Source organism: Flavobacterium sp., from assembly GCF_044341265.1.
Taxonomy (GTDB): domain Bacteria; phylum Bacteroidota; class Bacteroidia; order Flavobacteriales; family Flavobacteriaceae; genus Flavobacterium.
Genome location: NZ_JBIISA010000006.1, coordinates 119,515 through 132,278, shown reverse-complemented (window position 1 = coordinate 132,278; position 12,764 = coordinate 119,515). Strand labels below are relative to the sequence as shown.

Annotated in this window: 16 protein-coding genes and 3 tRNA genes; 17 read left to right on the top strand and 2 right to left on the bottom strand. The window is 30.7% G+C overall.

Annotated elements, in window-relative coordinates:
* Position 1 precedes the first annotated feature (1 nt).
* The 11 genes from ACIQ06_RS04695 to ACIQ06_RS04645 all read left to right on the top strand — a co-directional run bounded on the left by ACIQ06_RS04695 (position 2) and on the right by ACIQ06_RS04645 (position 9,179).
* Positions 2–907 carry a DMT family transporter gene (locus tag ACIQ06_RS04695; RefSeq protein ID WP_396144107.1) on the top strand — a complete coding sequence of 302 codons (906 nt, stop codon included), beginning with the start codon at positions 2–4 and terminating at the stop codon, positions 905–907.
* A gap of 77 nt (positions 908–984) precedes the next feature.
* Positions 985–1,356 (top strand): DoxX family protein, encoded by a 372-nt coding sequence (locus ACIQ06_RS04690; RefSeq protein ID WP_396144106.1) that lies wholly within the window; start codon positions 985–987, stop codon positions 1,354–1,356.
* A gap of 28 nt (positions 1,357–1,384) precedes the next feature.
* Positions 1,385–2,107, top strand: a complete 723-nt coding sequence (gene aqpZ, locus ACIQ06_RS04685) for an aquaporin Z (protein WP_396144105.1) — start codon at positions 1,385–1,387, stop codon at positions 2,105–2,107.
* Between the two features lie 65 nt (positions 2,108–2,172).
* A complete protein-coding gene (locus tag ACIQ06_RS04680; protein WP_396144104.1) occupies positions 2,173–2,775 on the top strand; it encodes an alpha-ketoglutarate-dependent dioxygenase AlkB family protein in 603 nt (200 codons plus the stop codon).
* A gap of 34 nt (positions 2,776–2,809) precedes the next feature.
* Positions 2,810–3,637 carry a sterol desaturase family protein gene (locus tag ACIQ06_RS04675; RefSeq protein ID WP_396144103.1) on the top strand — a complete coding sequence of 276 codons (828 nt, stop codon included), beginning with the start codon at positions 2,810–2,812 and terminating at the stop codon, positions 3,635–3,637.
* A 103-nt stretch (positions 3,638–3,740) separates the two neighbouring features.
* On the top strand, positions 3,741–4,016 hold the full coding sequence (locus tag ACIQ06_RS04670; RefSeq protein WP_298306501.1) for a TIGR03643 family protein: 276 nt from the start codon (positions 3,741–3,743) through the stop codon (positions 4,014–4,016).
* A 170-nt stretch (positions 4,017–4,186) separates the two neighbouring features.
* Positions 4,187–4,465, top strand: a complete 279-nt coding sequence (locus tag ACIQ06_RS04665) for a DUF2089 family protein (RefSeq protein WP_396144102.1) — start codon at positions 4,187–4,189, stop codon at positions 4,463–4,465.
* A 2-nt stretch (positions 4,466–4,467) separates the two neighbouring features.
* Positions 4,468–5,052: a hypothetical protein gene (locus ACIQ06_RS04660; RefSeq protein WP_396144101.1), complete on the top strand. Its 585-nt coding sequence runs from the start codon at positions 4,468–4,470 to the stop codon at positions 5,050–5,052.
* Positions 5,053–5,057: 5 nt separating this feature from the next.
* Positions 5,058–6,455: an alpha/beta hydrolase family protein gene (locus ACIQ06_RS04655; protein WP_396144100.1), complete on the top strand. Its 1,398-nt coding sequence runs from the start codon at positions 5,058–5,060 to the stop codon at positions 6,453–6,455.
* A 62-nt stretch (positions 6,456–6,517) separates the two neighbouring features.
* A complete protein-coding gene (locus tag ACIQ06_RS04650; RefSeq protein WP_396144099.1) occupies positions 6,518–8,377 on the top strand; it encodes a PDZ domain-containing protein in 1,860 nt (619 codons plus the stop codon).
* 85 nt (positions 8,378–8,462) lie between these two features.
* A complete protein-coding gene (locus tag ACIQ06_RS04645; protein ID WP_396144098.1) occupies positions 8,463–9,179 on the top strand; it encodes a DUF4369 domain-containing protein in 717 nt (238 codons plus the stop codon).
* A gap of 33 nt (positions 9,180–9,212) precedes the next feature.
* Here the strand turns inward: ACIQ06_RS04645 and ACIQ06_RS04640 are convergent, their stop codons facing one another.
* Positions 9,213–10,241: an FKBP-type peptidyl-prolyl cis-trans isomerase gene (locus tag ACIQ06_RS04640; protein ID WP_396144097.1), complete on the bottom strand. Its 1,029-nt coding sequence runs from the start codon at positions 10,239–10,241 to the stop codon at positions 9,213–9,215.
* Positions 10,242–10,320: 79 nt separating this feature from the next.
* Between ACIQ06_RS04640 and ACIQ06_RS04635 the strand changes: the two genes are divergently transcribed.
* The 3 genes from ACIQ06_RS04635 to ACIQ06_RS04625 are packed head-to-tail and all read left to right on the top strand — an operon-like array spanning position 10,321 to position 11,777.
* Positions 10,321–10,707, top strand: coding sequence for an RNA-binding S4 domain-containing protein (locus tag ACIQ06_RS04635; RefSeq protein ID WP_298306521.1), 387 nt, complete (start codon positions 10,321–10,323; stop codon positions 10,705–10,707).
* Complete coding sequence (locus ACIQ06_RS04630) at positions 10,694–11,275, top strand: SAM-dependent methyltransferase (protein ID WP_396144096.1); 582 nt, start codon at positions 10,694–10,696, stop codon at positions 11,273–11,275. The genes ACIQ06_RS04635 and ACIQ06_RS04630 overlap by 14 nt, the downstream gene beginning before the upstream one ends.
* Positions 11,276–11,279: 4 nt before the next feature.
* The gene (locus ACIQ06_RS04625; protein WP_396144095.1) at positions 11,280–11,777 is read left to right on the top strand and encodes a phosphoribosyltransferase family protein; all 498 of its coding nucleotides are present in this window, start codon (positions 11,280–11,282) and stop codon (positions 11,775–11,777) included.
* Here ACIQ06_RS04625 and ACIQ06_RS04620 read toward each other — a convergent pair.
* A complete protein-coding gene (locus ACIQ06_RS04620) occupies positions 11,769–12,287 on the bottom strand; it encodes a shikimate kinase (protein WP_396144094.1) in 519 nt (172 codons plus the stop codon). The genes ACIQ06_RS04625 and ACIQ06_RS04620 overlap by 9 nt on opposite strands.
* A 125-nt stretch (positions 12,288–12,412) precedes the next feature.
* Between ACIQ06_RS04620 and ACIQ06_RS04615 the strand changes: the two genes are divergently transcribed.
* The 3 genes from ACIQ06_RS04615 to ACIQ06_RS04605 all read left to right on the top strand — a co-directional run bounded on the left by ACIQ06_RS04615 (position 12,413) and on the right by ACIQ06_RS04605 (position 12,710).
* Positions 12,413–12,485, top strand: a tRNA-Lys gene (locus ACIQ06_RS04615).
* 29 nt (positions 12,486–12,514) lie between these two features.
* Positions 12,515–12,587, top strand: a tRNA-Lys gene (locus ACIQ06_RS04610).
* 41 nt (positions 12,588–12,628) lie between these two features.
* Positions 12,629–12,710, top strand: a tRNA-Leu gene (locus ACIQ06_RS04605).
* Positions 12,711–12,764: the final 54 nt, after the last annotated feature.

The following is a 12,764-nucleotide window of genomic DNA, read 5'->3' as shown; positions in this document are numbered from 1 at the left end:
AATGTTAAAGAATAGTGTCCTTAAAGGTGTGATTTTAGTAGGTCTTGGTGCGTCAAGTTACGGAATGCTAGCCACTTTTGTAAAACTTGCTTATCAAGAAAATTATACAACAGCTGAAGTTACCATATCGCAATTCATTTACGGAATTCTCGGAATGCTATTGATTAATGCCTTTCAAAAATCGACTTCTAAAACTGCCGTTGAAAAAGCAACTCCAAAGAACATTTTTCAGTTAATGTTGGCTGGAACTTCGCTAGGTATGACAAGTGTTTTCTACTATTTATGTGTACGATATATTGATGTTTCAATCGCAATTGTTTTATTGATGCAAACCGTTTGGATGGGCGTTTTATTAGAATGGTTTCTTGAAAAAAGAAAACCTTCTACACAAAAAACCATCGCTGTATTAATAGTTCTAGTAGGAACCATATTAGCTACAAACATTTTAAATAGCAAAGTAGCCATAGACTGGAGAGGAATTTTTTGGGGATTACTAGCTGCTGCTTCATTTACAACAACAATGTTTACAGCTAATAGAATTGCTTTAGGAATTTCATCTGCGCAAAGAAGTTTATATATGTTATTGGGCGGAGCGGTCATCGTTTTTGGATTTGCATTGTTTACACAAAATACACCTTTCAATTTTGATATTTTCTTAAAATGGGGAATCTTCTTAGCCTTATTCGGCACCATTATTCCTCCTATTCTTATGAATGCTGGATTTCCTATTACAGGAATTGGTCTAGGCAGTATTGTTTCTGCACTCGAACTGCCTGTTTCTGTGCTAATGGCCTATATTATATTAAGTGAAAAAGTGGTTTTTATTCAATGGATTGGTATAATTTTAATCATTATTGCCATTATTATTATGAATATAAAATCTAATTTTTTGTCAAAAAACCAATAAGTTTGTCAAACTAATTCTACAAGTTCATTTTTTTTGTTAATTTTTATTTATATTCGTAAAACAAAACAACAAACTAAATGGACAAACCTTGGCACCTTTATGTCATGGCAGTGTTTTACATACTCGCCGGAATCAATCATTTTAGAAAACCTGATGTATATTATAAAATAATTCCTCCTTTCCTAACAAATAAAAAATTCATAAACGAAATATCCGGTTTGTTAGAAATAATGTTTGGTATTTACTTATGTATTCCTATCTTTTCAAATTTAGCAGCAATCTCAATTGTAATATTATTAGTATTACTTTTTCCAGCCAACATTTACATGTTGATTAACGAAAAAGCAAGTTTAGGCTTTCCTAAATGGATATTATATCTCAGATTACCAATACAATTCATCCTTATGTATTGGGCTAGTCAATACGCAGATTTTACAAGAATTATTTAAAAACTATTATTAACTAAATTATACTATTATGAAAAAACTATTAGCAGAATTTTTTGGAACTTATTGGCTTGTTTTTGGCGGATGCGGTAGCGCATTATTTGCAGCAGGATACGTAACTCCTACTGGTGTCCATTTAGGAATTGGATTCTTAGGTGTAGCTCTAGCATTTGGACTTACTGTGTTAACAATGGCTTATGCTGTTGGTCATATTTCTGGCGGACATTTCAATCCTGCAGTTTCTTTTGGTCTATGGGCAAGCGGAAGATTTTCTGCAAAAGACTTACTACCTTATATAGTTGCACAATGTGTTGGAGCTATAGCATCTGCTGGATCACTTTTTTATATTTGGTCAGGCAAAACTGGAAATGTTATTGATAATACTAGCGCAGGAGCATTTGCTTCTAATGGTTTTGGGAAGTTTTCTCCAGATGGATACTCAATGATTTCATGCTTTACTGCCGAATTTTTGTTAACTATGTTTTTCTTATTAGTAATTCTTGGAGCAACAGATAAATTTGCTAACGGAAAATTTGCTGGAATTGCTATTGGTTTAGCTTTAACCCTAATTCACTTAATTAGTATTCCAATTACTAATACTTCTGTAAATCCTGCTCGTTCTCTATCTCAAGCATTATTTACTCAAGGCGAACCATTAGGACAAGTATGGTTGTTTTGGGTAGCTCCAATATTAGGAGCCATTGTTGGAGGACTTGTATATAAAAATCTTCTTCAAAAAGCAGATAACGAATAATTAATTCATCTTAATTAAATTGAAACGGCGGAAAATATTCCGTCGTTTTTTTTTATTTTTGAAAGATGAATTCATTATTTCCTTCCGAAAAAATAACCTTTGATTTACCAAACGCAGAAATTGAGTATTACCCTAATTTCTTTGATGCAGAAAAATCCAAAATGCTTTTTGAAAAAATGCTAAATGAGATTCCATGGCAACAAGACAACATTACTGTTTTTGGCAAAACACACCCACAACCTAGATTAACTTGTCTTTTTGGAAACGAAGGTAAGCCTTACTCCTATTCCAATATTGTGATGCAACCTCATCATTGGAATCCATTATTGATGTTTATTAAAAATGAAATTGAAGAAGCGTGTTTAGAAAATTTCACAACCGTACTACTCAATTTGTATCGAGACGGCAAAGATAGTAACGGATGGCACGCCGATAATGAAAAGGAATTAGGACGAAATCCAGTAATTGCATCAGTAAGTTTTGGTGCCGAACGAAGTTTTCACTTGCAACACAACACTATCACTGATGCTAAACTAAAAATTACCTTGGAAAATGGAAGTTTACTTCTAATGAAAGGAGAAACACAACATTTTTGGAAACATCAAATTCCAAAAACAGCCAAATCTATTGCACCAAGAATTAATTTAACCTTTCGTATTATCAAATAAAATTTTGATTATTTTTGATAAAAATCAAATTACAATGAATGACATAATACATTACTTTGAAAGCATTCCCTCTTTACATAGAGCTTTAATTCTTGCTGGTGGAATTGCTATATTTTGGTTGATTGAAAGTGCAATTCCTTTTTTTAAATTTCAATATAATAAATGGCAACATGCCGGAATTAATATCTTTTTCACAATAACTACAATTATTGTAAATTTTGCATTAGCTTTTATTTTATTAAGAACTGCTGATTATGCAACAATAAATGAATTTGGAATTTTAAACTGGTTGCCAAAGATGAATCCAATAGCTTTTACTGTAGTTGGAATACTTTTATTGGATTTTATTGGAGCTTATTTGGCACATTTTACTGAACACAAAGTAAAATTATTGTGGAGATTTCATTTAATTCATCATTCAGATACTTATATAGATACTACATCAGGAAATCGTCATCATCCTGGAGAAAGTGTAATTCGATTTGTTTTTACAACTTTAGGAGTTCTTATTGTAGGTAGTCCAATGTGGATGGTCTTTATGTACCAAACACTATCAGTTGTTGCAACTCAATTCACACATGCTAATATTTGTTTGCCAAAAAAATTAGATAAACTCATGAGTTACCTATTAGTTTCACCAGATATGCATAAAATTCATCATCATTACAAACTTCCATATACTGATAGTAATTACGGAAATATCTTCTCTATTTGGGATAGAATTTTTGGGACATTTAGCTATATGGAAAGAGAAACTATCATTTATGGAGTTGACACACACATGGATCCAAATGAGAATAATAAACTTGTTAGTTTGTTGAAAATTCCATTTCAGAAAACTCGTATACCACAAGAAGAATAAAATTTTTATAAACAAATTAAAAAGTAATTATTTTTTTTCTTAATATTGGTATATAAATTGATTGATAAAAAAGAACTAACATTAAAATTGTGCTTTTCGACTAATGAAAAAAAGTAAAAGAGTAGAACTTGACGACGAACAATTAGAGCGAGTTGTAAGTATGGCTCAAGAGGAGAGAAAACCTTTTGAAGTATTAAAAGCTGAATTTGGAATAACCGAAAATGAGGTTACCGAATTGATGCGAAAAAGATTATCCAAAGACAATTTTGAACTTTGGAAGAAAAAAGTTGCAGCAAGTAAACCAAAGCCAAAACCAATGGTTGATGATGACTTTGACGATTTAGATGGCAAATATTATATGAAAAATAAATTTGATTAAATATAATCAGATAACCTCCAAGCGATAAGAAATTATCGCTTTTTTTATTTTACAACATTCTTTATTTACTGGTTCAAAAAACATTTTAATAAATTTATTTAAAATAAATATTAATTTTATTAATTTTTAATTAAATATTATTTAATTTTGTTTATTATAATTTCAATTTTATGCAACCAAAACTTCCAGTTCAATGTCCAAGTTGTGAAAGTTCTCTTTCAGTAACACAATTAAGTTGTAGCAATTGCACTACATCTGTTTCAGGTAATTATTCCCTTCCATTACTGCTTCAAATTACAGAAGAAGAACAGAATTTTATCTTACAATTTTTTCTAACCAGCGGTAGTTTAAAAGAAATGGCTACTCAAATGGGAAATAGTTATCCAACTGTAAGAAACAAATTGGATGATATTATCAACAAAATAAATCACTTAAAATCCAAACAATAAGTATGAAAAAAATAATATTTAATCCTTTTCAAAACTATTCGGAAAAGCAATTAATAACATTTGGAATTTTAGCAGGTATCATCGGATGCTTTCTAGCACTTGCGTTTAATGGACGATTCGATGGTGTTCTTGATTTACATTTTATAGAAAAAACATCTATTGCAACAACAGCAATTGATTTAACAATAAATATATTTATTCTATCAGCACTTTTATTTCTTGTTGACAAAATAGTAAATAAAAAAACACGCTTTATTGACATCATAGCAACAAGTCTAATTGCAAAAATTCCTTTTTACTTCCTATTATTTTTCAATGTAAACAACAAAATGTATTTGGTTACTGAAAAACTAATAAATATGGTTTCAAAAAACAAACAAATCAATATTGAAAATTCAGAAATGGTTTTACTTGTATTTTCAGGGATTGCAACATTTACCTGCTTAATTTGGTCAGTAATCCTTCTTTTCAATGGATTCAAAACTGCAACCAACTCAAAAGAAGCAAAACATATTTTACTTTTTGCTTTAGCAATAATTCTAGCTGAAGTGATATCAAAAATTATAATACTAAAACTAAACTATTAGATAAAATGAAAAAAGCATCAATAACAATCGTTATATTCTTCTTGTCGTTAACAACTTTCGGACAAGACATTACAGGTAAATGGTATGGATTATTAAAAGTTCCTGGAGCTCAATTACCTATTGAAATTAATGTTACCAAAACTGAGAATGGTTATAAATCAACTATGGATAGCCCAGAGCAAAAAGCATTTGACATACCAATTCCATCAACAAGTTTTGAAAATGGCACCTTCAAGTTTGCTATTCCTGCAGGTAGAATAGAATATGAAGGAACTTTTGAAAACAATAAAATAAAAGGAATTTTCAAACAAGTTGGACAAAGTTTCCCAATGGAATTATCTAGAGAAAAAGTGGTAAAAGTGGCTTTGGTTAGACCTCAAGAACCAAAAAAACCTTATCCTTACTATACTGAAGAAGTTACTTTTGAAAACAAAAAAGACGGTGTAACACTTGCTGGAACTTTAACACTACCTAGCAAAGAAGGAAACTTTCCAGTAGTAATACTAATTACAGGAAGTAGTCCACAAAATCGTGATGAAGAACTTCTTGGGCATAAACCTTTTTTAGTAATTTCAGATTATTTAACTAGAAACGGAATTGGTGTTTTACGATACGACGACAGAGGAACTGCTTCATCTAAAGGAAATTATGCCACTTCAACAACTTTAGACTTTTCTTATGATACAGAAGCAGCAGTAAACTATTTACTTAGTAGAAAAGAAATAAACAAAAAAAGTATTGGTCTTATAGGTCATAGTGAAGGAGGCGTTGTAGCTCCAATGGTAGCTAGTAGAAATAAGAATGTAAGTTTTATAGTATTACTTGCAGGAACTGGATTGAGAGGCGATAAACTACTTTTATTACAACAAGAATTAATTTCAAGAGCTGATGGTGCAACTGAAGAAAACATAAATGAGGCCAAAATTTTCAATGAAAAAATATTTGATTTAATAATTAAATCGACTGATGATTCTATACTAAATGCTGATTTAACCAATCTTTTTGAAGAGGCAATTAGTAAAACTCCTGACGTAAAATATCCTGAAGGAATGACTAAAGATCAATACATTAAATTTCAAATAAATCAATATACAGATACGTGGATAAAATATTTTATAAGACTAGATCCAAGTATTGCATTAGAAAAAGTAAAATGTCCAGTTCTTGCACTTAATGGATTAAAAGATTTGCAAGTTCCAGCAAAAGAAAATTTGGAAGCCATAAAAAATGCCTTAGCTAAAGCAAAAAACAAAAAAGTTACAATCAAAGAACTTCCTAATCTAAATCACTTGTTTCAAGAATGCACAACAGGTGCTCCAAGTGAATATGATAAAATTGAACAAACTATTTCACCAATAGCTTTGACTGAAATATTAAATTGGATAAAAATTCAGGTGAAATAATTTAAATACTTTGTAACAAATCTAGTAGATTAGCTACCTATTGTTAGAAATTTTGATACTTTATGAAAAAAATAATCCTATCCTTAGCTGTTGTTACTTTACTTTTTGGTTGTAAACCAACTTCGACAGCAGTTTCTTCTGAAAAATCTGAAGTTGTAGTAAGCATTAACTTAAACGACGTAAAAGATGATAAACTTTTAGTTTCTATTAGTGCACCAACTATTACAACTGATGAAGTTGTTTATCACCTACCAAAAATAATTCCAGGAACATATTCAGAGGATGATTATGGGAAATTTATTGATGAAATGAAAGCCTATGATGCCAAAGGAAATGCCTTGCAAGTTGAAAAACTAAGCACTAATTCTTGGACTATCAAAGAGGCAAAAAAATTAGATAAAATCACCTATTTAGTGAATGATACTTTTGATGTAGAAAGTGGAAGCGGATTTGGTAGTGGGATTTTCTCACCAGCTGGTACAAACATCTTGGAAGGTAAAAATTTCATGCTAAACAATCATGGATTTGTAGGTTATTTCGAAGATAAAAAAGATTTGACTTATAAATTAAACATTACCCATTCTGAAAATCTTTTTGGAGCTACCTCATTAGTGGATTCTGATAGCAGTAATTTATCAGATACTTTTGTTGTTTCTAGATATAATGACTTAGTAGACAACCCTATAATGTATTCTAAACCAGATTATATTACTTTCAATGTAGACGGAATGGAAATCCTTTTTAGCGTTTATTCACCAAATGATAAACACACAGCTAAAGCACTTTCTGCTGATTTAGAAAAATGTATGCGTGCTCAAAAGAAATTTTTAGGAGCTGTAAATAGTAATAAAAAATATACTGTCCTTCTTTATCTTTCTGAAATGAAAAAGACTGATGCAAAAGGTTTTGGAGCATTAGAACACAATAATTCTACAACAGTAGTTTTTCCAGAAATGATGCCAACTGGCGCCTTGGGAAAACAAATCATTGATGTAGTATCTCACGAATTCTTCCACATTGTAACACCACTTGGAGTTCACTCTAATGAAATTCATTACTTCGATTTTAATTCACCTAAAATGTCACAACATTTATGGATGTATGAAGGTGTAACAGAATATTTTGCAAATTTATTTCAAGTAAACCAAGGTTTAATTACTGAAGATGCATTTTATAAAAGAATGGATGATAAAATAAGAGGTGCAAAACGTATGAATGATACTATGCCTTTTACAACCATGAGTCAGAATGTTCTTGTTGAACCATACAAAAGTCAATATTTAAATGTTTATGAAAAAGGAGCCTTAATTGGAATGTGCATAGACATCATAATTCGTGAAAAAAGTAATGGACAAAGAGGAATCTTAGATATGATGCAAAAACTTACTAATGAATTTGGTCCAACAAAACCATTTAATGACAATGAACTTTTTGCTAGAATAACCGAAATGACTTATCCAGAAGTAGGTGAATTTTTAAACACTTATGTGGCTGGTCCTACTCCAATTCCATATGAAGTTTATTTTGCTAAAGTTGGAATTGCAAAAGGAAAAATTAAAAAAGCTGTAAATCCATTTTTAAACAGTTCTAAATCGGCTGGAATTTCTGGAAACCCAACAACTAAAGAAATCATAGTAAGAAACAACACCGAATTAAGCACTTTTATGACCAATATCGGATTGAAAGCTGATGATATTATTCTTTCTTTAAATGATACTAACTACAATCTTGATACACTATCAGAAATGATGACTGCTTCTCAAAACTGGAAAGATGGTGACAATGTAACAATAAAGGTAAAACGAAATGGTAAAGAGCAGACTTTAACTGGTAAAGCAATCTTGTCTTACCAAGAGTCTGAAGGCTATCAAGTAGTGGAACCAACAAAACAAACTTTAAAAGAAGCTTGGTTAAAAGGATAAACTTGAATATATCCATTTTTTAAATCCTCAATTTATGCAATAGATTGAGGATTTTTTTATTATTTTGCCGAAAATAAAATAAACCATGCAAAAAATAATTATTGCTTTACTAGCGCTTGTAGTAATCACTTCATGTTCTGAAAAAAAATCGGACAAAAACCTTCAGATAACTGGAAATATAAAAGGTTTAAAAAAAGGAACCTTATACATTCAAAGAATCAAAGACACGACATTGGTAGCAATTGACACCATTATTATCGATGGCGATTCTCATTTTACAAGCGAAATGAATATTGATTCACCAGAAATGCTTTACCTTTTCTTAGATAGAGGAGTTTCAAATTCTGTTGATAACAATCTTCCGTTCTTTGTTGAACCAGGAAAAATTAATATTGAATCTTCACTAGAATTTTTTACTGCTGACGCCAAAATAACAGGTTCAAAAAATCAAGAGTTATATGACGAATATAAAAAAGTAGTATCACGTTATGTAGATGAAAATTTAGAATTAGTTGTAAAAAAATTAGATGCTTCTAAAAATAAAAACACTACAGAATTAGCCAAAATTCAAGTAGAACAAGATAATATATTAAAAAGAAAATATCTGTACACTACAAATTTTGCTGTTAATAATGCAAGTCATGCCGTTGCTCCTTACGTAGCCGTTGCAGAAATCTACGACATCAATTTAAAATATCTTGATACCATTCAAAAATCACTTACTCCAGAAATCTCAAAATCGCTTTACGGAAAAAAATTAAAACAACTAATTGAAGAAAGAAAGAAGTTAGAAACTAAATAAAAAAAATCCCGTTCAGTCGAACGGGATTTTTGTTTAGTAACAATTTTTATCTAAATGTTTTCTTACTCTTGTTGGATTTGTAAAATTACCAGAACAATCAGGAATTCCATGTGTTTCATTAACATTAGGTGTCGCAAGATTATCAACAGCCGCACCATTAAAAGGATAATAATAAGTATTAGTCCCTACAACATATTTTCTTTCAAATTTAGTTTGATATCCATCGCCATCATCATCTATATCTAACATATTGGGAATTCCATCACCATCTGTGTCATAAATCTCTACGGTACCATTTCCATCATAGTCATATCCTAAAAAAGGATTTTCTTTCCATCTTAATGTTACTGGAATAGAAGGATCTTGTTTTCTTTCATCTTTAGATAAAATTCCATCCCGATCATGATCTCGGTATCTTAATTCATATAATTTGAAACTAAAAATAATTGGAGAATATGACGGTATCGTACTTGTATTTGTGTTGTAATATGCTAAACCAGATGGTAAAAACATAACACCAGCACCAAAATCATTAAAAGTAATTGGATTTGGCCCTGGACTTGTTGTATAAGTACCTGTTTTAAAATTTGGAATTATGTGATTCCAACCAGTAATTACATCTTGTAAACCAAACCAAATAGGATTTGAAGCTTCATCAAATTGATCATCGGTTAATCTAATTCCTCTATAAGAAACGTGAATAGAATCAACTTGTGTTGGTCTTTTTCCATTTACAGCATCACCTTCTCTAAATTTAATAAAATATACTTTATACTCAATACCATCCTCTTTTACAAGAGTATCTTTAAGTGGATATTGTGTTTGAGTTCTTATAGATTGCTGAGTTCCACCAGTAGGAATTTCAGTAAAAGTCACATCAAAATTTGTTGCATCTACAGTCATGTAATGCGTATCTATATAGTCATCTATAGAATCAAGATCTGCTGCATACTGCTCTGCAAAATCTCTAATTGGAGTAACAGTAGGTTCATCTTCACGATCACAAGAAGTTAATAAACTACAAAATACTAAAGTGGTAAGTATTTTAAAAATATTTTTCATTATTAATCAATTTTAAGTGCGCAAGATACAATATTGATTTATTTTTGTAAACTATTTAACGTTGATTTTAGATATTTTTATGAGAGTAGATAAATACCTATGGTGTGTTCGATATTATAAAACCCGAAATATGGTTACAGAAGCTTGTAAAAAGAACCATATTACTGTGAATGGTCAAGTTGCCAAAGCATCTAAAGAGGTTTTCCCATCAGATAAAATTACCTTTAGAAAAGATCAAATAACCCATATAATTTCTGTTTTGGATGTTCCTGCCAATCGAGTTGGAGCAAAACTTGTTGATGTTTATCGAAAAGATGAAACTCCAGCCGAATCTTTTGCTCATTTAGAATTATTAAAATTATCAAAAGAACATTACCGAAAAACTGGAACTGGTCGACCAACCAAAAAAGACCGACGCGACTTAGACGATATAGAATTCAATACTGATATAGATGAAACTGAATAGTAACTATTGGGAAGAGCGCTATAAAAAAAACGAAATTGGTTGGGATGTTGGTACTATTTCAACTCCTTTAAAAGAATACATCGATCAAATTCAAGACAAATCTATCAAGATTTTAATTCCTGGCGCCGGAAATAGTCATGAATTTGATTACTTAATGGCTAATGGTTTTCAAAATGTTTTTGTATTAGATTTTGCACAATCACCTTTGGATAACATTCTTAAAAGAGTGCCGAATTGTAATCCAAATCAATTAATAAAATCAGATTTCTTTGAACATGAAAACAACTATGATTTAATTATTGAGCAAACTTTCTTTTGTGCCTTAGAACCTTCATTAAGAAAAGATTATGTTCAAAAAATGAAAGAATTATTAAATCCAAATGGAAAAATAGCAGGATTATTGTTTCAATTTCCATTAACCGAAGTTGGTCCGCCTTTTGGTGGTTCGAAAGAAGAATATAGTTCTTTATTTGAAAATGATTTTTATTTAAAAACATTAGAAACTGCACATAATTCTATAAAACCTAGAGAAGGAAACGAACTCTTTTTTATATTTACAAAAAAATAAAACCATGAGCCAAAATATCATTCTTTCGCATCAAGAAATTGAACATAAAATTAAGAGAATTGCTTATCAAATTTATGAAACTTTCGTAGAGGAAGAAAGCATTGTTTTGGCAGGAATAGCTTCCAATGGTTATGTTTTAGCTGAAAAATTGGCGGTTGCTTTACATACTATTTCACCAATAAAAGTGATTTTATGTGAAGTAAAAATTGATAAAACAAATCTAAATTCAGAAATAACTACCTCTATCTCAAAAGAAGAATATCAAAATAAAGGTATTGTTTTAGTTGATGATGTATTGAATTCAGGTTCAACGTTGATGTATGGCGTGAAACATTTCTTGGATGTTCCTTTAAAGAAATTCAAAACTGCGGTTTTAGTAGATAGAAATCATAAAAAATATCCTATCAAAGTTGATTTTAAAGGAATTTCGCTTTCAACATCTTCACATGAGCATGTTTCTGTGGTTTTTGAAGACAATAATAGTTTTGCCGAACTAAGTTAATAAACTTGCTATCTCAGCGACGATTTCATCAATATCTTTATCGTCTACATTTACCTTAAAAGTTGCTTGATTGTAGTAAAAACTTCTATCAAAAAGATGTTTTGCTATGAATTCTTTAAATTCATTATCATCCAAATTAGCTATCAAAGGACGCTTTTGTTTTCCTTTTAAAAGACGATTATATAATGTATCAATCGACGCTTTTAAATAGATTGAAACCACGTTTTCTCCATTTAATAATTCATGATTATTGAAATAACAAGGCGTTCCTCCACCGGTGCTTATGACGCTATTTTTCTCATCAGAAAGCAATTCCAAAAAAAGTTGGTGTTCTTGTTTTCTAAAAAACAATTCGCCTTTGGTAGAAAAAAGTGCTTCGATAGACATTTTGCATTTTTCTTCGATCATTTCATCCAATTCCACGACGGAAAATCCAATCTGTTGTGCTAATTTTTTAGACACAACCGACTTACCGCTTCCCATATAACCTATTAAAACAACTTTTTTCATAAAATAAAACCTTATAAATTAAGGCATTAAGAGATAATATTAAAAAAAGGTAAATTTAAAACAAAATTGCTTTGAAAAATAAATAATATCGCCTTATATTTGCACCCGCATTGAGGAAATGCAATGACTTGGTAGCTCAGTTGGTAGAGCACATCACTTTTAATGATGGGGTCCTGGGTTCGAGCCCCAGCCAGGTCACTTTTTTTTATAAAATTTCTTCAAGCAATGACTTGGTAGCTCAGTTGGTAGAGCACATCACTTTTAATGATGGGGTCCTGGGTTCGAGCCCCAGCCAGGTCACAAAATAAAGTCGAGCATTTTGCTTGGCTTTTTTTATTTACGGCTTCGTGGAGAAATTGGTAGACTTGCTACTTTGAGGTGGTAGTGCTGAAAGGCGTGTGGGTTCGAATCCCATCGAAGTCACAGATGAATGAAATTCCAAGTTAAAAGCTGAAAGCTCGCTTTCAAGTTTTTAAT

Excerpts from the sequence above, each read along its gene's own strand:
- ACIQ06_RS04695 (WP_396144107.1), top strand. The coding sequence starts at position 2 with ATGTTAAAGAATAGTGTCCTTAAAGGTGTGATTTTAGTAGGTCTTGGT.
- ACIQ06_RS04690 (WP_396144106.1), top strand. The coding sequence starts at position 985 with ATGGACAAACCTTGGCACCTTTATGTCATGGCAGTGTTTTACATACTC.
- aqpZ (WP_396144105.1), top strand. The coding sequence starts at position 1,385 with ATGAAAAAACTATTAGCAGAATTTTTTGGAACTTATTGGCTTGTTTTT.
- ACIQ06_RS04680 (WP_396144104.1), top strand. The coding sequence starts at position 2,173 with ATGAATTCATTATTTCCTTCCGAAAAAATAACCTTTGATTTACCAAAC.
- ACIQ06_RS04675 (WP_396144103.1), top strand. The coding sequence starts at position 2,810 with ATGAATGACATAATACATTACTTTGAAAGCATTCCCTCTTTACATAGA.
- ACIQ06_RS04670 (WP_298306501.1), top strand. The coding sequence starts at position 3,741 with ATGAAAAAAAGTAAAAGAGTAGAACTTGACGACGAACAATTAGAGCGA.
- ACIQ06_RS04665 (WP_396144102.1), top strand. The coding sequence starts at position 4,187 with ATGCAACCAAAACTTCCAGTTCAATGTCCAAGTTGTGAAAGTTCTCTT.
- ACIQ06_RS04660 (WP_396144101.1), top strand. The coding sequence starts at position 4,468 with ATGAAAAAAATAATATTTAATCCTTTTCAAAACTATTCGGAAAAGCAA.
- ACIQ06_RS04655 (WP_396144100.1), top strand. The coding sequence starts at position 5,058 with ATGAAAAAAGCATCAATAACAATCGTTATATTCTTCTTGTCGTTAACA.
- ACIQ06_RS04650 (WP_396144099.1), top strand. The coding sequence starts at position 6,518 with ATGAAAAAAATAATCCTATCCTTAGCTGTTGTTACTTTACTTTTTGGT.
- ACIQ06_RS04645 (WP_396144098.1), top strand. The coding sequence starts at position 8,463 with ATGCAAAAAATAATTATTGCTTTACTAGCGCTTGTAGTAATCACTTCA.
- ACIQ06_RS04640 (WP_396144097.1), bottom strand. The coding sequence starts at position 10,241 with ATGAAAAATATTTTTAAAATACTTACCACTTTAGTATTTTGTAGTTTA.
- ACIQ06_RS04635 (WP_298306521.1), top strand. The coding sequence starts at position 10,321 with ATGAGAGTAGATAAATACCTATGGTGTGTTCGATATTATAAAACCCGA.
- ACIQ06_RS04630 (WP_396144096.1), top strand. The coding sequence starts at position 10,694 with ATGAAACTGAATAGTAACTATTGGGAAGAGCGCTATAAAAAAAACGAA.
- ACIQ06_RS04625 (WP_396144095.1), top strand. The coding sequence starts at position 11,280 with ATGAGCCAAAATATCATTCTTTCGCATCAAGAAATTGAACATAAAATT.
- ACIQ06_RS04620 (WP_396144094.1), bottom strand. The coding sequence starts at position 12,287 with ATGAAAAAAGTTGTTTTAATAGGTTATATGGGAAGCGGTAAGTCGGTT.